This is a genomic window from Pseudomonas granadensis (assembly GCF_900105485.1).
GTDB classification, from domain to species: Bacteria; Pseudomonadota; Gammaproteobacteria; order Pseudomonadales; family Pseudomonadaceae; genus Aquipseudomonas; species Aquipseudomonas granadensis.
The window spans coordinates 2,096,178-2,113,210 of sequence record NZ_LT629778.1 but is presented as its reverse complement, the minus strand read 5'-3'; the positions used below and the strand labels follow the sequence as shown (position 1 = coordinate 2,113,210).

The 17,033-nt window shown below is 59.8% G+C and carries 14 protein-coding genes; 9 read left to right on the top strand and 5 right to left on the bottom strand.

Annotated features, from left to right (window positions below):
• The first annotated feature begins 27 nt into the window (after positions 1-27).
• The gene (locus BLU52_RS09355; protein ID WP_090282913.1) at positions 28-921 is read left to right on the top strand and encodes a LysR family transcriptional regulator; all 894 of its coding nucleotides are present in this window, start codon (positions 28-30) and stop codon (positions 919-921) included.
• Here the strand turns inward: BLU52_RS09355 and BLU52_RS09350 are convergent.
• From BLU52_RS09350 to BLU52_RS09335, 4 genes are all read right to left on the bottom strand, one after another.
• Positions 887-1,501 carry a GNAT family N-acetyltransferase gene (locus tag BLU52_RS09350; RefSeq protein ID WP_090282912.1) on the bottom strand — a complete coding sequence of 205 codons (615 nt, stop codon included), beginning with the start codon at positions 1,499-1,501 and terminating at the stop codon, positions 887-889. The two genes, BLU52_RS09355 and BLU52_RS09350, sit on opposite strands and share 35 nt — an antisense overlap.
• Before the next feature lie 105 nt (positions 1,502-1,606).
• Positions 1,607-2,365, bottom strand: a complete 759-nt coding sequence (gene dnaQ / locus BLU52_RS09345; RefSeq protein WP_090282911.1) for a DNA polymerase III subunit epsilon — start codon at positions 2,363-2,365, stop codon at positions 1,607-1,609.
• A gap of 189 nt (positions 2,366-2,554) precedes the next feature.
• Positions 2,555-3,025, bottom strand: coding sequence for a ribonuclease HI (rnhA, locus tag BLU52_RS09340; RefSeq protein WP_090282910.1), 471 nt, complete (start codon positions 3,023-3,025; stop codon positions 2,555-2,557).
• Positions 3,026-3,113: 88 nt separating this feature from the next.
• Positions 3,114-3,872 carry a class I SAM-dependent methyltransferase gene (locus BLU52_RS09335; protein ID WP_090282909.1) on the bottom strand — a complete coding sequence of 253 codons (759 nt, stop codon included), beginning with the start codon at positions 3,870-3,872 and terminating at the stop codon, positions 3,114-3,116.
• A gap of 65 nt (positions 3,873-3,937) precedes the next feature.
• Between BLU52_RS09335 and gloB the strand changes: the two genes are divergently transcribed.
• From gloB to fabI, 8 genes are all read left to right on the top strand, one after another.
• A complete protein-coding gene (gene gloB / locus BLU52_RS09330; RefSeq protein ID WP_090288477.1) occupies positions 3,938-4,705 on the top strand; it encodes a hydroxyacylglutathione hydrolase in 768 nt (255 codons plus the stop codon).
• Between the two features lie 99 nt (positions 4,706-4,804).
• Complete coding sequence (locus BLU52_RS09325; RefSeq protein ID WP_090282908.1) at positions 4,805-6,268, top strand: transglycosylase SLT domain-containing protein; 1,464 nt, start codon at positions 4,805-4,807, stop codon at positions 6,266-6,268.
• 1,076 nt (positions 6,269-7,344) lie between these two features.
• Positions 7,345-9,177 (top strand): extracellular solute-binding protein, encoded by a 1,833-nt coding sequence (locus BLU52_RS09320; RefSeq protein ID WP_090282907.1) that lies wholly within the window; start codon positions 7,345-7,347, stop codon positions 9,175-9,177.
• Positions 9,174-11,015 (top strand): extracellular solute-binding protein, encoded by a 1,842-nt coding sequence (locus BLU52_RS09315; RefSeq protein WP_090282906.1) that lies wholly within the window; start codon positions 9,174-9,176, stop codon positions 11,013-11,015. Before BLU52_RS09320 ends, BLU52_RS09315 begins: the two co-directional genes overlap by 4 nt.
• Positions 11,016-11,019: 4 nt before the next feature.
• Positions 11,020-12,093: a microcin C ABC transporter permease YejB gene (locus BLU52_RS09310; protein WP_090282905.1), complete on the top strand. Its 1,074-nt coding sequence runs from the start codon at positions 11,020-11,022 to the stop codon at positions 12,091-12,093.
• A 1-nt stretch (position 12,094) separates the two neighbouring features.
• Positions 12,095-13,114, top strand: coding sequence for an ABC transporter permease (locus tag BLU52_RS09305; protein ID WP_064587187.1), 1,020 nt, complete (start codon positions 12,095-12,097; stop codon positions 13,112-13,114).
• Position 13,115: 1 nt separating this feature from the next.
• On the top strand, positions 13,116-14,726 hold the full coding sequence (locus BLU52_RS09300; RefSeq protein WP_090282904.1) for an ABC transporter ATP-binding protein: 1,611 nt from the start codon (positions 13,116-13,118) through the stop codon (positions 14,724-14,726).
• A gap of 19 nt (positions 14,727-14,745) precedes the next feature.
• Positions 14,746-15,540: an enoyl-ACP reductase FabI gene (fabI, locus tag BLU52_RS09295; RefSeq protein ID WP_090282903.1), complete on the top strand. Its 795-nt coding sequence runs from the start codon at positions 14,746-14,748 to the stop codon at positions 15,538-15,540.
• Positions 15,541-15,595: 55 nt separating this feature from the next.
• On the opposite strand, the gene srmL is transcribed toward fabI, so the two are convergent.
• Positions 15,596-16,744, bottom strand: coding sequence for a PheS-related mystery ligase SrmL (srmL, locus tag BLU52_RS09290; RefSeq protein WP_090282902.1), 1,149 nt, complete (start codon positions 16,742-16,744; stop codon positions 15,596-15,598).
• Positions 16,745-17,033: the final 289 nt, after the last annotated feature.

Below are 17,033 nucleotides of genomic sequence, written 5' to 3'. Positions count from 1 at the left end.
CCCACCTGCTGAACACGGACTTCACGCATGCGTTTACGCCACATCGAAGTGATTCAGGCGCTCTTGCAGACCGGTCACCTGGGCACCGCCGCCGAATGGTTGCAGTTGCCGGTGACCGAGGTCGAAGAGCGTTTGCGCGAAGCCGAAAGTCAGCTGGGGTTCATGCTGTTCGCCAGTGTGCGCGGGCGTCTGCAACCGACCGCCGAAGCACGGGCGTTGCAGGTCGAAATCGCCCACGTCTATGCCGCGCTGGAACCGGTGCAACGCCTGGCCGGCAGCCTCAAGCAATACCTCGCCCCGCCCTTGCGCATCATCGGCACACCGCCGCTGGCGCAACAGTTATTGCCACCAAGCCTCGCCGCCCTGCGTCGACGCCTGCCGGACGCACCTTGCAGCCTGCTCAGTGCCTCCACTCGCGATATCGTCCGCAGCCTGTTGCTGCGTGAAAGCGATCTCGGCCTGAGCCTGCACGATCCTCAACATGCCGATATCGACTGCCAGCCACTGGCGCAGGGCAAATTGCAGTTGCTTGCCCCGCACGGCTGGCTGCAACCGAAGCAGAAATACATCTCTCTGCAGGATCTGGCCGGTCAGGCGATGATCGGCCTCGAACGTCAGGATCCGCTCAGCCCGGCACTGGAAAACAAGCTGCAAGCCCTGCGCCCGGCGCCGAGCATCCAGACCCGCGTGCAAACTCAGCAGATGATGCGTTGCATGGTCGAGGCTGGCGAAGGTCTGGCCATCGTCGACCCGTTCACCGCACTCGGCGCCCGCTCAGGTGGGCTGGACGTTTGCCCGCTGTCACCGGCCGTGCCGATCAGCGTGTATGCGCTGACGTTCAAGCACGCCGCGCCGTCCTCAGCGATTCAAACCTTGCTGGCGATCATCACGGAACAAGCCGAGGCGATGTTGTCGAGCTAAGCGGGTTTTCCAGCGGATTATCGAACAATCGATACCAGAACAGCGCCACTTCAGCGGTGTTCGGGTCGATGCCGCGATAGCGCAGCTGATCGATACCGCCAATCACGTATCCGCAACGCTCATACAGCCGACAGGCGCCGAGGTTGTTGTTCTGGGTTTCCAGCATGATTCCCGGAAGCTTTTTCTTGCGGCTCCAGAACTGCGCCACATCGAGCAAGGCCTTGGCCACGCCATGACGCCGGGCCGGCGCATGCACCGCCAGCTCATCGATGTGGGCAAAGCCGTTCCAGTTGGTGCTGATCACCAGATGGCCGACCGGCTCGTCATCGAGATGAGCCATGAAGATCGCGCAGTCAGGCGCATTGTGAAAGGCGCTGAACTCCTCGGGATCGATGCCGTAGCACTTGCGATACGGCACGATCGGCGTCACCTGCCATTGCTCGACAGGCTTGCCGATCACCGCAGCGCCATACGCCGCAACTTCGAAACTGAAATCGCTGCCCCAGATATACGGCGCAAAGCCGTCGTCGGCGACACGCACCGACAGCCCTGGGTATTTCGGATTCATGACCGGACGCATACTGGGAAAAGTCCTCATTCCTTGATTTTCATCTGCCAATGTACTCAGGGTAGAGGGTTGCAGCGGATGTGGCGACGGTGGCCACTTGTCAGTACTGACAGCGCTCTACGTCTGCGCGTCGGCTTCAGCGATCTGCGTCCACAGCGCCGGGGCGCCGGCTGACTTGGCGATGATCTCCAGCCGCACCAGATGCGCCGCCAGCTCTTCTTCGGTGGCGCGAATGATGCGCGCCGGCTGGCGATCTGCTGGCAGACGACGGATTTCCGTGGCGGAGTTGTCGGCGCCCTCACCCGTGCCATTGCCGTCAGAGGCGTTGCCGGCCAGCGACAGGCTGGTCTGGCCACCGGTCATAGTCAGGTAAACGTCGGCGAGAATTTCCGAGTCGAGCAACGCGCCGTGCAGTTCACGGCCGGAGTTGTCGACACCGTAACGTTTGCACAACGCATCGAGGCTGTTGCGCTGCCCCGGGTGACGTTCCCGGGCCATCATCAGGGTGTCGAGGATCGAGCAGTGCTGGGTGATGTCGGCGCGATCGTGCTGCCCCATCAGGGCGAATTCGTTGTTGATGAAGCCAACGTCGAACGCCGCGTTATGGATGATCAGCTGCGCGCCTTTGATGAACTCGAAGAACTCGTCGGCGACTTCGGCAAAGCGTGGCTTGCCGACCAGAAATTCGTTGGTGATGCCGTGAACGCCGATGGCGCCTTCGTCACTTTCACGATCCGGTTGTAGGTACACGTGAAAATGCCGGCCCGTCAGGCGCCGACCGATCAGTTCGACACAGCCGATTTCGATGATCCGGTGACCATCGGTCACCGGCATGCCGGTGGTTTCGGTATCGAGTACAACGGATCTGGTGGCCATCAGTGCTCAGCTCTCAACGGGTCAATCGTGCAAAGGCGCGGATGTTACCACGCTCGGCGGGGTGTTTCAGGCAGACCGTGTTAACCGCATCGCCAGCAGGCTGGCTCCCACACTGGAAACGGGTTTTCACAAATCCTGTGGGAGCCAGCCTGCTGGCGATTGAACCCACCTCGGTCCATCAGGAAAGCATCAGCTCTGCTTGTACCCGCGCACCTCATCCACCCCACGGTTGGCCAGTTGGTCGGCGCGCTCGTTACCGTGATGGCCGATGTGCCCGCGCACCCATTTCCATTTGACCTTGTGGCGGTTGACCTGCTCGTCCAGTTCTTTCCACAGGTCGGCGTTCTTCACCGGCTCCTTGGCTGCGGTTTTCCAGCCGCGCTTTTTCCAGTTGGCCATCCACTCGTTGATGCCCTTCATCACGTATTGCGAGTCGGTCACCAGCAGCACTTCACACGGGCGCTTGAGCGCTTCGAGGCCACGGATGGCACCGAGCAGCTCCATGCGGTTATTGGTGGTGTTGGCTTCGCCGCCCCAGAGCTCCTTTTCTACGCCTTTGCACACCAGCAATGCGCCCCAGCCGCCCGGGCCAGGGTTGCCCTTGCAGGCGCCGTCGGTGAACAGTTCTACGGTGTCGACGCTTTCAACGCTTTCGCTCATGCCAGTCTTTCCAGAAAATGCCTGTCTTGCCAATCACGGATCGACAATGACCGTGGCCGGGGAAACCCGGCCACGAATATAAGAAGGTTTACGGTTCGATGCGGCGACGATTGACCTTGGCCATCGGCAGCGGAATCAGCTTGCCCATCGGCTCGCGGCGCTCCTGACGCAATGGCCTGAGGCCAACCACGATCTTGCGCGCGACCAGTAGGTAGAAGCCGCCGCCAGACAGTTGCCAGTCGCCGGCCTTGCGTTCCCAGCCGGCCAGTCGGGCCTGCCACTTGGGCGACGCGAGCGGCGGACGATAGCACCCGAAGCGGCGTTTCTCCAGCGCAAAGCCGAGCAGGTTGAGCCAGTCGCCGAGCCGTGACGGCGAGATGCAGCGCGCCTGGCGCAGGGCATCGTGGGCGAACACATGACGCAGTCCCCAGGTGCTCCACGGGTTAATGCCGATGATCAGCAAGTGTCCGCCGGGCCGCACGGCGCTCGCCGCCTCGCGCAGCAAACCGTGGGGCGACAGGCAGAAATCCAGACCGTGCTGCATCACCACGACGTCGGCGGCATGCTCGCTCAGCGGCCAGGCCTGCTCTTCGCAGACGATTTCGACGCCAGGCAGCGGCGCACCAAGGCGCACGTTGCGCTGCACTTGCGGCGCCGCTGGCGGGGTTTCGGCCGATGGCCCGTAATGCACCAGATAACCGCCGAAGAACCGCCCCAGTTCGTCTTCGAGCATGCGCCGCTCTTCATCGAGCAACAATTGCCCAAGCGGGCCGGACAGCCATTCACGGGCTGCGCCGATCAGGGCCAGCCAGTCGGGATCAGCCTGTGCGAACGCTTTATCACTCATCGCATTCTCCAAAGCGCCAGGAACTACTAAGATGCGCCAATGTTTTCCGCTTGGCGATTCCGACGATGATACAGATCAGTGCCCTGCCCGCGTTCACCGACAACTACATCTGGTTGTTACAGGATCACCGCACCCAGCGTTGCGCGGTCGTCGATCCGGGCGATGCCGCCCCCGTGCAGGCGTGGCTTGACGGCCGTCCGGGCTGGGTGCTGAGCGACATTCTGATCACCCACCATCACCACGACCACGTCGGCGGCGTCGAGCGCCTCAAAGCCGCGACCGGCGCGAAAGTCTACGGTCCGGCCAGCGAAACCATTCCGGGACGCGACGTGGCACTCAAGGACAGCGACAGCGTCAACGTGCTCGGCTGGGATTTCGCCGTCTACGCAGTGCCCGGTCACACCTTGGGACACATTGCCTATTACCATCACGGCCTGCTGTTCTGCGGCGACACCTTGTTCGCGGCCGGATGCGGGCGCCTGTTCGAAGGCACGCCGGAGCAAATGCACCAGTCGCTCAGCCGTCTCGCTGCCTTGCCTGAAGATACGCTGGTTTACTGCACCCATGAATACACCTTGAGCAATCTCAAGTTTGCCGCCGCCGTTGAACCGGGCAACGCGGACATTGCCGCCCGTCTGGAAAAAGTCATTCAGCAACGGCAAAACGGCGTCATGACCCTGCCCTCGACCCTGGCGCTGGAAAAGCTCACCAACCCGTTTCTGCGCACTTCTGAAACATTGGTTACACAAAAAGTGGACGAACGGGCAGGCGCTCAAAACCGGGCGCCGAGTGAGGTATTTGCGGCTTTGCGTGCCTGGAAAGATACGTTCTAAGTCACCCGCTTGTTGGCACAAATATTCTGAATGGTTGACCGCGGGGGGTGCGCTTTCTAGAATCGCCCGACATTTTTGCCCGGAACTTACTTCCAGCCAATGTCGTCATCCATACGTAAGTCCGTCAATTCAGACGCATTGACCCGCCTGGCGCAAGCCATCGCGGTGGCTGTGTCCGCCACGCTGGCGGGCTGTTCCAGCCATGCTCCGCAGACTGAAGCGACCCATACGCCGAACATTGCTGCGCGAGCCAAGCAGAAGCCGATCTGGCTGACCGAAAAGCCCAGCCCGCAGGTGCCCCAGGACATCTGGGAACGCATGCGCGCAGGCTTCCAGTTGCAGGAAGGCCTGGGCGTCAACCCGCGCATCGAGCAACAGCGCCTGTGGTTCGCCAGCAATCCCTCTTTCCTCGAGAACGCCGGTGAACGCGGCAGTCTCTATATTCACTACATTGTCGAACGCCTCGAAGAGCGCAACATGCCGCTGGAACTGGCCCTGCTGCCAGTAATCGAGAGCGCGTACAACCCGATGGCCTACTCCCGCGCCGATGCGGTGGGCCTGTGGCAGTTCATTCCGTCGACCGGGCGTTACTTCAACCTGCGTCAGACCCGCTTCTATGATGGCCGCCGCGATATCACCGCCTCGACCACCGCAGCGATGGATTACCTGACCCGTCTGCACGACATGTTCAACGGCGACTGGCTGCTGGCACTCGCCGCCTACAACGCCGGTGAAGGTACGGTCAGCCGCGCCATCGAGCGCAACGAAAAGCTCGGCCTGCCGACCGACTACTGGAACCTGCCGCTGCCGGCGGAAACCCAGGCGTACGTGCCAAAACTGCTGGCGCTGTCGCAAGTGGTACTGGCGCCGGAAGCCTACGGCGTCAACCTCAATCCGATCGCCAACGAACCGTATTTCCAGGTTGTCGAAATCAACCAGCGCATGGACCTGTCCAAGGTCGCCGCGGTGGCCAACATCGACGAAGACGAGCTGTTCCAGCTCAATCCGGCCTTCAAGCAGCGCACCACGATCGACGGTCCACAGCATCTGCTGGTGCCGACGTCGAAGGCGCAATTGCTCACGGCCAGTCTGCAGACCATGCGCCCCGACGAGCTGATCAGCCCGCGCTCGCTGAAACCGGTGTTCGAAGGCGCCGACCCGTCCGAAGTTGCGCAGCTCAAGCGCGCTTACCGGGTCAAGCGTGGGGACAATCTCGGTTCCATTGCCAAGGCCAACAAGGTCGAGGTGAAGGATCTGCAGCGCTGGAACAAGCTGACCGGCAAGAATCTCAAGATTGGTCAGACTCTGGTGATGCAGGACACCAGCAAACGCGCACCGGCTCGCAAGTCTGGCCGGGTCAACACGGTGGTGGCGGCCAACAGCAAGACCAAAGGCAAGGACGACAGCCAGCAACAGACCCAGTACAAGGTCAAGCGTGGCGACACCTTGTATGTGGTGGCCAAGCGCTTCAACGTGCAGATGCAGCATCTCAAGCGCTGGAATCCAGGGGCCGGCAAGGCCTTGAAGCCTGGGCAGATGCTCACGGTTTATCAGCCGCATTGATTGCAAGAGCCCCTGAGTTTTCGGGGGCTTTTTTTTGGATCGGATTTTTTGTGGCGCCTGTGAGATCCATCCCCCTCACCCCAGCCCTCTCCCCCAGGGGGGGCGAGGGGAAAGGGAGCACATCTCCATGCTTTTCAAAACTGGAGTTCGACTCGATATCGCAACTCAGCGCAGCTCTCCCAAACAACTCGATCAGTCCCCTCTCTCTCCGGGAGAGGGTTAGGGTGAGGGGCTTTTGATTTTGATTTTTCAGAACCTGCGTTCGACTCGATATCGCAAGTCAGCGCAGCTCTCCCAAACAACTCGATCAGTCCCCTCTCTCTCCGGGAGAGGGTTAGGGTGAGGGGCTTTTGATTTTGATTTTTCAGAACCTGCGTTCGACTCGATATCGCAAGTCAGCGCAGCTCTCCCAAACAACTCGATCAGTCCCCTCTCCCTCTGGGAGAGGGTTAGGGTGAGGGACTTTTGATTTTGATTTTTCAGAACCTGCGTTCGACTCGATATCGCAAGTCAGCGCCACTCTTCCAAACACCCCGATCAGTCCCCTCTCCCTCCGGGAGAGGGTTAGGGTGAGGGGCTTTTGATTTTGATTTTTCAGAACCTGCGTTCGACTCGATATCGCAAGTCAGCGCCACTCTTCCAAACACTCCGATCAGTCCCCTCTCCCTCCGGGAGAGGGTTAGGGTGAGGGGCATTTGATTTTGATTTTTCAGAACCTGCGTTCGACTCGATATCGCAAGTCAGCGCAACTCTTCCAAACACCCCGATCAGTCCCCTCTCCCTCCGGGAGAGGGTTAGGGTGAGGGGCTTTTGATTTTGATTTTTCAGAACCTGCGTTCGACTCGATATCGCAAGTCAGCGCAACTCTTCCAAACACCCCGATCAGTCCCCTCTCCCTCCGGGAGAGGGTTAGGGTGAGGGGCTTTTGATTTTCCCGGGGCCCAGCCACTCCAAACGCCTAAGTGAGCGCTCTTCGCTCCAACGATTAACCGCGCATTAACCCATGATCTTTTTCCTGTCCAGACAAGCTGTTACTGTACCGCCCACAAAGCCCAAGCCGCTGGATCGGATCTGACTTGAAGCGTGCCCTCCCCCTGCTCCTGATCAGCCTGGCCTTGAGCTCAACCGCAAGCGCGACGATTACCGAAAGTCACGGTTATGCGCAGTTCGGCACGCTCAAGTACCCGGCCAGATTTACCCATTTCGATTGGGTCAACCCGCAAGCGCCCAAGGGCGGTACGTTGCGGGTGATGGCGTTCGGCACGTTCGATACGGTCAATCCGTACACCTTCAAGGGCACCAGCCCGGTCACTACCGCGAATTTCCTCCAGTACGGCATCAACGAGCTGAACGAGCCGTTGATGGTCGGCACCGGGCAGTATTCACCGTCCGGTGACGAGCCGGCGTCGAGTTATGGTTTGATCGCACAATCGGTGGAATACAGCGAAGATCGCAGCTGGGTGGTGTTCAATCTGCGGCCTGAAGCGCGGTTTAACGATGGCGCGCCGATCACCGCGTATGACGTGGCGTTCTCCTATCGCCTGTTATTGAAGGAAGGCCATCCGCTCTATCGCACGGCCCTGCAAGAGGTGCTGCGCGTCGACATTCTGAACAAGCAGCGCATCCGCTTCGTGCTCAAGCGTTCGGGCAATCCGCTGTTGATCCTGCGCCTCGGCGAGTTGCCGGTGCTGCCGCAGCATTATTGGAAGGACCGCGACTTCAGAGCCACCACGTTCGAACCGCCGCTGGGTAGCGGCCCGTACCGCATCACTTCGGTGACGCCGGGGCGGCAGCTGATTTTCGAGCGGGTCAAGGACTACTGGGGCAAGGACCTGGCGGTCAATCGCGGCAAGTACAACTTCGATCGCATGGAAGTCGAGTTCTACCGCGACAGCGATGTGGCGTTCGAAGCGTTCAAAGCGGGTGAATTCGACATCTACATCGAGCATCAGGCGAAGAACTGGGCCAACGGCTACAACTTCCCGGCGATTCGCCGTGGCGATGTGATCAAGGCGCAGATCCCGCATCAGATCCCGACCCAGAGTCAGGGCCTGTTCATGAACACCCGGCGCGCGACGTTTGCCGATGTGAAGACCCGTGAAGCGCTGGGCCTGATGTTCGACTTCGAGTGGACCAATCGCACGCTGTTCAGCGACGCCTACCAGCGCACCAACAGTTATTACCCCAACAGCGAATTCACCGCCAGCGGCCTGCCGGTCGGGCATGAATGGCTGATGCTCAAGCCGTACAAGGATCAGTTGCCGGCGAGGCTGTTTACCGAGCCGTTCACCCTGCCCACCACCGATGGTCGCGGCATTCCGCGCGAAACCATGCGCAAAGCCCTGGCATTGCTCGCCGAGGCCGGCTGGAAACTTCACGGCCAGCGTCTGCAAAACGCCGCCGGCCAGCCGTTGCGATTCGAACTGCTGCTGGTCAATCCGAACCTGGAGCGTCTTTACCAGCCCTACATCGTCAATCTCAACAGCATCGGCATCGACGCACACCTGCGCACCGTCGATCGCGCGCAGTACAAACAGCGCCTCGATCAATTCGATTTCGACATGATCTCGATGACGCTGGGTCAGACTCTGAGCCCCGGCCTTGAGCAGTGGCAGTACTTCCACTCCAGCCAAGTGAACGTCAAGGGCAGCAAGAATTACGCGGGTATCGCCAACCCGGTGGTCGACCACCTGCTCGAACAATTGCTCGCCGCCCGCACCCGCGACGAGCAGGTCGCCGCCGGCAAAGCGCTCGACCGCGTGCTGCTGTGGCAGCACTACAGCATTCCCAACTGGTACCTCAATTATCACCGTCTGGCCTACCGCAACCGGTTGGCCTTTGTCACCACGCCGCCCTACACCCTGGGCCTGAGTGCATGGTGGCTGAAGTCTTCGGAGAAAGATCGATGAACCCTGTTCGCGCCCTGCTCGTGCAGGCCAGCGGCTTGCTGTTCGCCGGGCTGGCCTTTGCTGCCCCGCAACACGCCGTGACCCTGTACAACGAGCCGCCGAAATACCCGGCCGATTTCAAGCATTTCGACTACGTAAACCCGGATGCACCCAAGGGCGGCGTGTTCCGCCAGGCCGGCTTCGGCGGCTTCGACAGCCTCAACCCGTTCATCAGCAAAGGCGTGCCGGCCGATGACATCGGGCAAATTTACGACACCCTGACCAAACACAGCCTCGACGAGCCGTTTACCGAGTACGGCCTGGTCGCTGGCAAGATCGAAAAAGCCGACGACAACAGCTGGGTGCGCTTCTACCTGCGCCCGGAAGCGCGTTTTCATGACGGTCACCCGGTGCGTGCCGAAGATGTGGTGTTCAGCTTCAACACCCTGACCAAGGAAGGCTCGCCGATGTTTCGCGGCTATTACAGCGACGTCGCCGAAGTCGTCGCCGAAGACCCGCTGAAAGTGCTGTTCAAGTTCAAGCACAGCAACAACCGTGAACTGCCGCTGATCCTCGGCCAGTTGCCGGTGCTGCCAAAACACTGGTGGGCCGATCGTGACTTCAACAAGGGCAATCTGGAGATTCCGCTGGGCAGCGGCCCGTACAAGGTCACCGAGGTCAAGGCCGGTCGCTCGGTGCGTTACGAGCGGGTCAAGGATTACTGGGGCAAGGACCTGCCGGTCAACCGGGGCTTCTACAACTTCGACACGATGACCACCGATTACTACCGCGACAACACTGTCGCCCTTGAAGCGCTGAAGGCCGGGCAGTTCGACTACTGGCTGGAGATGACCGCGAAGAACTGGGCCAACGCCTACAACGTTCCGGCGGTGACCGAGGGGCGTCTGATCAAGGAACTGATCGCCAACAGCAACCCGACCGGCATGCAGGGTTTCGTCTTCAACCTGCGCCGCCCGGCGTTTCAGGATGTGCGGGTGCGTCAGGCGCTTGGTCTGCTGTTCGATTTCGAATGGACCAACAAACAATTGTTCAACGGCGCCTACGTGCGCACCCGCAGCTATTTCGAGAACTCGGAAATGGCCGCCACCGGCCTGCCCGACGCCGAGCAACGGGCGATCCTTGAGCCGTTCCGCAGCAAGCTGCCGGCGCAGGTGTTCAGCGAAGCCTACGAAAACCCCAAGACCGACGCCAGTGGCATGATCCGCAGCCAACAGCGCGAGGCTTATCAACTGCTGCAAGAGGCCGGCTGGAAAATCGTCGATGACAAAATGGTCGACGCCACGGGCAAACCGGTGGTAATCGAGTTCCTGCTCGCGCAGACCGAATTCGAACGCGTGCTGCTGCCGTTCAAGCGCAACCTCAGCGATCTGGGCATCGATCTGGTGATCCGCCGCGTCGACGTTTCGCAGTACATCAACCGCGTGCGTTCGCGGGATTTCGACATGATGGTCGGCAGCTTCCCGCAATCCAACTCGCCGGGTAACGAGCAGCGCGAATACTGGATGAGCGCCGCCGCCGACAAATCCAGCAGCCGCAACAGCATGGGCCTGAAGGATCCGATCGTCGACCAACTGGTGGAAAGCCTGATCAACGCCGGTTCACGCAATAGCCTGGTGGCCCATGCGCGAGCCCTTGATCGCGTACTGCAATGGGGCTATTACGTGGTGCCGAACTGGCACATCAAGAGCTGGCGCGTGGCGTACTGGAACCACATCGGGCACCCCAAAACCTCGCCCAAGTACGACATCGGCATCAATACCTGGTGGGTCAAGCCTGACGCCAAACCTGCGGTAGAAGTCGAAACCCAACTGCAAGCCGACCCTGCGGGCACGGAGTAATCAGATGCTGGCGTATATCTTTCGGCGACTGTTGCTGATCATTCCGACCCTGTTCGGCATTCTGCTGATCAACTTCGTGATCATTCAGGCCGCGCCCGGCGGCCCGGTGGAACAGATGATCGCCAAGCTCGAAGGCTTCGAAGGCGCCACCAGCCGGATTGCCGGCGGCGGTGCCGAAGTGGCGGTGGCCGGTTCTTCGTATCGCGGCGCGCAAGGTCTGGACCCGGCGCTGATCAAGGAAATCGAGCACATGTACGGGTTCGACAAGTCGGCCCCGGAACGCCTGTGGATCATGATCAAGAACTATGCTCAGCTGGATTTCGGCGACAGTTTCTTCCGCGACGCCAAGGTCATCGACCTGATCAAGGAAAAGATGCCCGTGTCGATCTCGCTGGGGCTGTGGAGCACGCTGATCATGTACCTGGTGTCGATTCCGCTGGGGATCGCCAAGGCCACGCGGCATGGCAGTCATTTCGACGTCTGGACCAGTTCGGCGATCATCGTCGGCTATGCGATCCCGGCGTTTCTGTTTGCGATCCTGCTGATCGTGGTGTTTGCCGGCGGCAGCTATCTGGACTGGTTCCCGCTGCGCGGGCTGACCTCGAACAACTTTGATGAACTGAGCCTGGGCGGCAAGATCCTCGATTACTTCTGGCACCTGGCATTGCCGGTGACCGCGCTGGTGATCGGCAACTTCGCGACCATGACCCTGCTGACCAAAAACAGCTTTCTCGACGAGATCAACAAGCAGTACGTGGTCACCGCCAAAGCCAAAGGCCTGACGCGCAATCGCGTGCTCTACGGGCACGTGTTCCGCAACGCGATGCTGCTGGTGATTGCCGGTTTCCCGTCGGCCTTCATCGGGATTTTCTTTACCGGCTCGTTGCTGGTGGAAGTGATCTTCTCCCTTGATGGCCTCGGCCTGATGAGTTTCGAAGCGGCGATCAACCGTGATTACCCGGTGGTGTTCGGCACGCTGTTCATCTTCACCCTGCTCGGGCTGGTGGTGAAACTGATCGGCGACCTCACTTACACCTTTGTCGATCCGCGCATCGACTTCGAAAGCCGGGAGCATTGAGATGAACCTGTCCCCTCTCAACCGCCGCCGCTTCGAACTGTTCAAGGCCAACAAGCGTGGCTGGTGGTCACTGTGGCTGTTTCTGATTCTGTTCGGGCTCAGCCTGGGTGCCGAGCTGATCGCCAACGACAAGCCGCTGGTGGTGCATTACGACAACAACTGGTATTTCCCGGCGATCAAGCGTTACCCGGAAACCACCTTCGGCGGTGAGTTCCCGCTGGAAGCCAACTACAAGAGCCCGTACATCCGCGAACTGCTCAAGGCCAAGGATGCCTGGGTGTTGTGGGCGCCGATTCCGTACAGCTACCAGAGCATCAACTACGACCTGAAAGTCCCGGCCCCGGCACCGCCCTCGGCGGACAACCTGCTGGGCACCGACGATCAGGGCCGCGATGTGCTGGCGCGGGTGATTTACGGCTTCCGCATTTCCGTGTTGTTTGCGCTGACGTTGACCGTGCTGAGTTCGATCATCGGCGTGATTGCCGGTGCCCTTCAGGGCTTTTATGGCGGTTGGGTCGATCTGGCCGGGCAGCGTTTTCTGGAGATCTGGTCGGGGTTGCCAGTCCTGTATCTGCTGATCATCCTCGCCAGTTTCGTCCAGCCGAATTTCTGGTGGCTGCTGGGTATCATGCTGCTGTTTTCGTGGATGAGCCTGGTCGATGTGGTGCGCGCCGAGTTTCTGCGCGGGCGCAACCTGGAATACGTACGGGCCGCCAGAGCGCTGGGCATGCAGAACGGCGCGATCATGTTCCGCCATATCCTGCCCAACGCGATGGTCTCGACCATGACCTTCATGCCGTTCATCCTCACCGGCGCCATCGGCACCCTCACCGCGCTGGACTTTCTCGGCTTCGGCTTGCCGGCCGGCAGTCCGTCGCTGGGTGAACTGGTCGCGCAGGGCAAATCCAACCTGCAGGCGCCATGGCTGGGCATGAGTGCTTTTGCCGTGCTGGCGTTGATGTTGAGCCTGTTGGTGTTTATCGGCGAGTCCGCTCGCGATGCCTTCGACCCGAGGAAGTGAAATGAATCAGGACAATCTGATCGAAGTGCGCGACCTCGCCGTCGAGTTCGGTTTCGGCGAGCGCATCCACCGCGTGGTCGAGGGCGTAAGTTTCGACATCAAGCGCGGCGAAACCCTGGCGCTGGTCGGCGAATCCGGCTCGGGCAAATCGGTGACTGCGCACTCGATCCTGCGGCTGCTGCCCTACCCCATGGCGCGCCATCCGGCCGGCAGCATCAATTACGCCGGGCAGAACCTGCTGGGCCTGAGCGAAAAGACCATTCGCCACATTCGCGGCAACCGCATCGCGATGATCTTTCAGGAGCCGATGACCTCGCTCAATCCGCTGCACTCGATCGAGAAGCAGATCAACGAAGTGCTGGGCATCCATAAGGGTCTGTCCGGTAAAGTCGCGACCAGGCGTACGCTGGAGCTGCTGGAGATGGTCGGCATTCCCGAGCCGCACAAGCGCCTCAAGGCCCTGCCCCACGAACTCTCCGGCGGTCAGCGCCAGCGCGTGATGATCGCCATGGCTTTGGCCAACGAGCCGGAACTGCTGATTGCCGACGAACCGACCACCGCGCTGGACGTGACCGTTCAGCTGAAAATCCTCGATTTGCTCAAGGAACTTCAGGCTCGATTGGGCATGTCGCTGTTACTGATCAGTCACGATTTGAACCTGGTGCGAAGAATTGCGCACCGCGTATGTGTCATGCAGCGCGGTTGCATCGTCGAACAGGCATCGTGCGCAGAGCTGTTCCGTTCGCCACAGCATCCGTACACTCGGGAATTGCTCGGCGCGGAGCCCAGCGGCGGTCCGGCGAGCAATAAAATCGGCGCGCCGCTGCTCGAAGTCGAGGACCTGAAAGTCTGGTTCCCGATCAAAAAAGGCCTGCTCAAGCGCACGGTGGATCACGTCAAGGCAGTGGACGGCATCAATTTCAGCCTGCCTCAGGGTCAGACGCTGGGGATCGTGGGTGAGAGTGGTTCCGGCAAATCCACGCTGGGTCTGGCGATTTTGCGCCTGATCGGCAGCCAGGGCGGCATCCGTTTTGAAGGCAAGCAGCTAGACTGCCTGACGCAGAACGAGGTTCGCCCGTTGCGGCGGGAGATGCAGGTGGTGTTTCAGGACCCGTTCGGCAGCCTGAGCCCGCGCATGTGCGTCAATGACATCGTTGGCGAAGGCCTGCGGATACACAAGATGGGCACCGCCGCCGAACAGGAAGCGGCGATCATCGCGGCATTGAAGGAGGTAGGTCTGGATCCGGAAACCCGGCACCGCTACCCCCATGAATTTTCCGGTGGGCAGCGGCAGCGAATCGCCATTGCCCGGGCTTTGGTGCTCAAACCGGCGCTGATCCTGCTGGACGAGCCGACTTCGGCGCTCGACCGGACGGTGCAGCGGCAAGTGGTGGAGCTGTTGCGTTCACTGCAAGCCAAGTACAACCTGACGTATTTGTTTATCAGCCATGACCTGGCTGTCGTCAAAGCGCTGAGCCACCAGCTGATGGTGGTCAAGCATGGCCAAGTGGTCGAACAGGGAGACGCGCAAAGTATCTTTGCCGCCCCCCAACATCCGTATACACAGCAGTTGCTGGAAGCCGCTTTTCTGGCACCAGCCACTGCGCAATAACCTGAAAGAGGAGCAACACATGGGTTTTCTCGCCGGTAAGCGCGTACTGATCGTCGGTGTCGCCAGCAAGCTGTCCATCGCATCCGGCATCGCTGCCGCCATGCATCGCGAGGGCGCTGAGCTTGCCTTCACTTATCAGAACGACAAACTCAAGGGTCGCGTCGAAGAGTTCGCACAAGGCTGGGGCTCGAGCCCTGAGCTGTGCTTCCCGTGCGACGTGGCCAGCGATGAAGAAATCGCCAAGGTCTTTGAAGAACTGAGCAAGAAGTGGGACGGTCTGGACTGCATCGTTCACTCCGTCGGCTTCGCCCCGGGCGACCAACTGGACGGCGACTTCACCGAAGCCACCACCCGTGAAGGTTTCCGCATCGCTCACGACATCAGCGCCTACAGCTTCGTGGCCCTGGCCAAGGCCGGTCGCGAAATGATGAAAGGCCGCAACGGCAGCCTGCTGACCCTGTCGTACCTGGGCGCCGAGCGCACCATGCCGAACTACAACGTCATGGGCATGGCCAAGGCTTCGCTGGAAGCTGGCGTTCGTTACCTGGCCGGTTCCCTGGGCCCGGACGGCACCCGCGTCAACTGCGTATCGGCCGGCCCGATCCGCACCCTGGCAGCCTCGGGCATCAAGAACTTCCGCAAAATGCTCGCCGCCAACGAAGCGCAAACCCCACTGCGTCGCAACGTCACCATCGACGAAGTCGGCAACGCCGGCGCTTTCCTGTGCTCCGACCTGGCGTCGGGCATCAGCGGTGAAATCATGTACGTGGACGGCGGCTTCAACACCACCGCCATGGGCAACATCGAAGAGTAATCTTCGCTGGCCAGAAAAAACCCGTCGAATGACGGGTTTTTTTGTGCTCGGGTGTTCAGAATTTTGCCGATTCCATTCTATATCCCGCGCCCGGCGCGCCTTCATGCATCGCCGCCTGTATGTCTGCGTACACGGCATTTGCCTCAGCCGTGGTAATTGAACGCGAACTGTCGCGCAGCACCACCTGCAAAAGCACGTTCTCCTGCCCCGGCAACAAGCCGAGTCGTTCAATGGCTTTGACAGGCAGTTCTGGATACGACCACCGCCCCTTGATCCGCATCTCCTCGATCCATCCCGCGCAATCCCCCGCTGCCTGCAACATCCGTTCGGTGAGTATTTCCTCACTCAAGCCCGGCATCACGGCCAGCGAAATATCACGCGTAATCGAAGGCAAGCGTGAGACCGCAGTCCAAGGCCCGAGATCGTGCATTTGCGCCTGCACGCGAGGATTCTGATCGCGCAACAATCGAATGTCAGGGATACCTTTACGCAACATGATCAACCGATCCAAGCCCATACCAAGGGCTAGCCCCCCATGCTGCAAGGGGTTTACCTGCAGACGTCGTAAAAGAGAGTTTGCGATACGGCCGCACTCCAGCACCTCGATAGGGGCGCCATCATTGATCACATTTACTTCGATACCGCCTTCAGTGTAGTGATGCGGGCTGTCGCTATAGACCCAAGGCTTATCAGGAACCGCCAAGCGCAAAATATCGCTGACCAGACGCAGCAAATGCTCATGAGAAGCCAAGTCCGGATCACCCAGCACCCAGATATCCATCTGATGGGGCTCAGCGCAATGCCAGCGATCTCGACTGTCTCGTCTGAAGGTGATTCCCGGTGCAGCCAACAAGACGCATTGTCCCGGCTGACGAAGTTTTGCGGCCTGTTGCAAGGCTGCTGGAATCTGACTGGTCGTCTGCGTGCGCAGCAGCGAATGTTCGTCGACCCATCGAGTATGCTCGCTGCCGAGGGTGATCTCTGTAGGGTCGTAACCAAGCAGACCGTAATTCTCCTCAGCGGACACGATTCTTGGCCCGACCTGTATTTGAGCTTGAGGCCATCCCGCTGCGGCTAATCCCTGCAGAATTTCCCTAACCATTATTCGTACAGAATGTTCGGGATCGCTCTCTTCCGTTAAATCAGTCAGCAGCAGAGCCTGATGTACAGATTCGTCCGTCAGGTATTTCTTCGAAACGTGCACTATTTGCTCCTTACTATATGACAAAAACTCAAAGCCGAATTCATGTAGATAACCTAACTACAAAATATCTGCCAATTACAACAGGCAAGGTCAAGTCGAATAGATTATCGGAACGGGACTACACACATCCCCTACACTAATAACCCGCTTGCGCAGACAACCAACATAACTATAAAAAACCGGTCTCACAAAACCAAAAAAGATCTTTATTTTCCTGCGAAAGCCATGCATTAATCTTTAACTCCCAGCCATAGGGAGCAAATAAAAAAGGAGATAGGCATGAAAATAA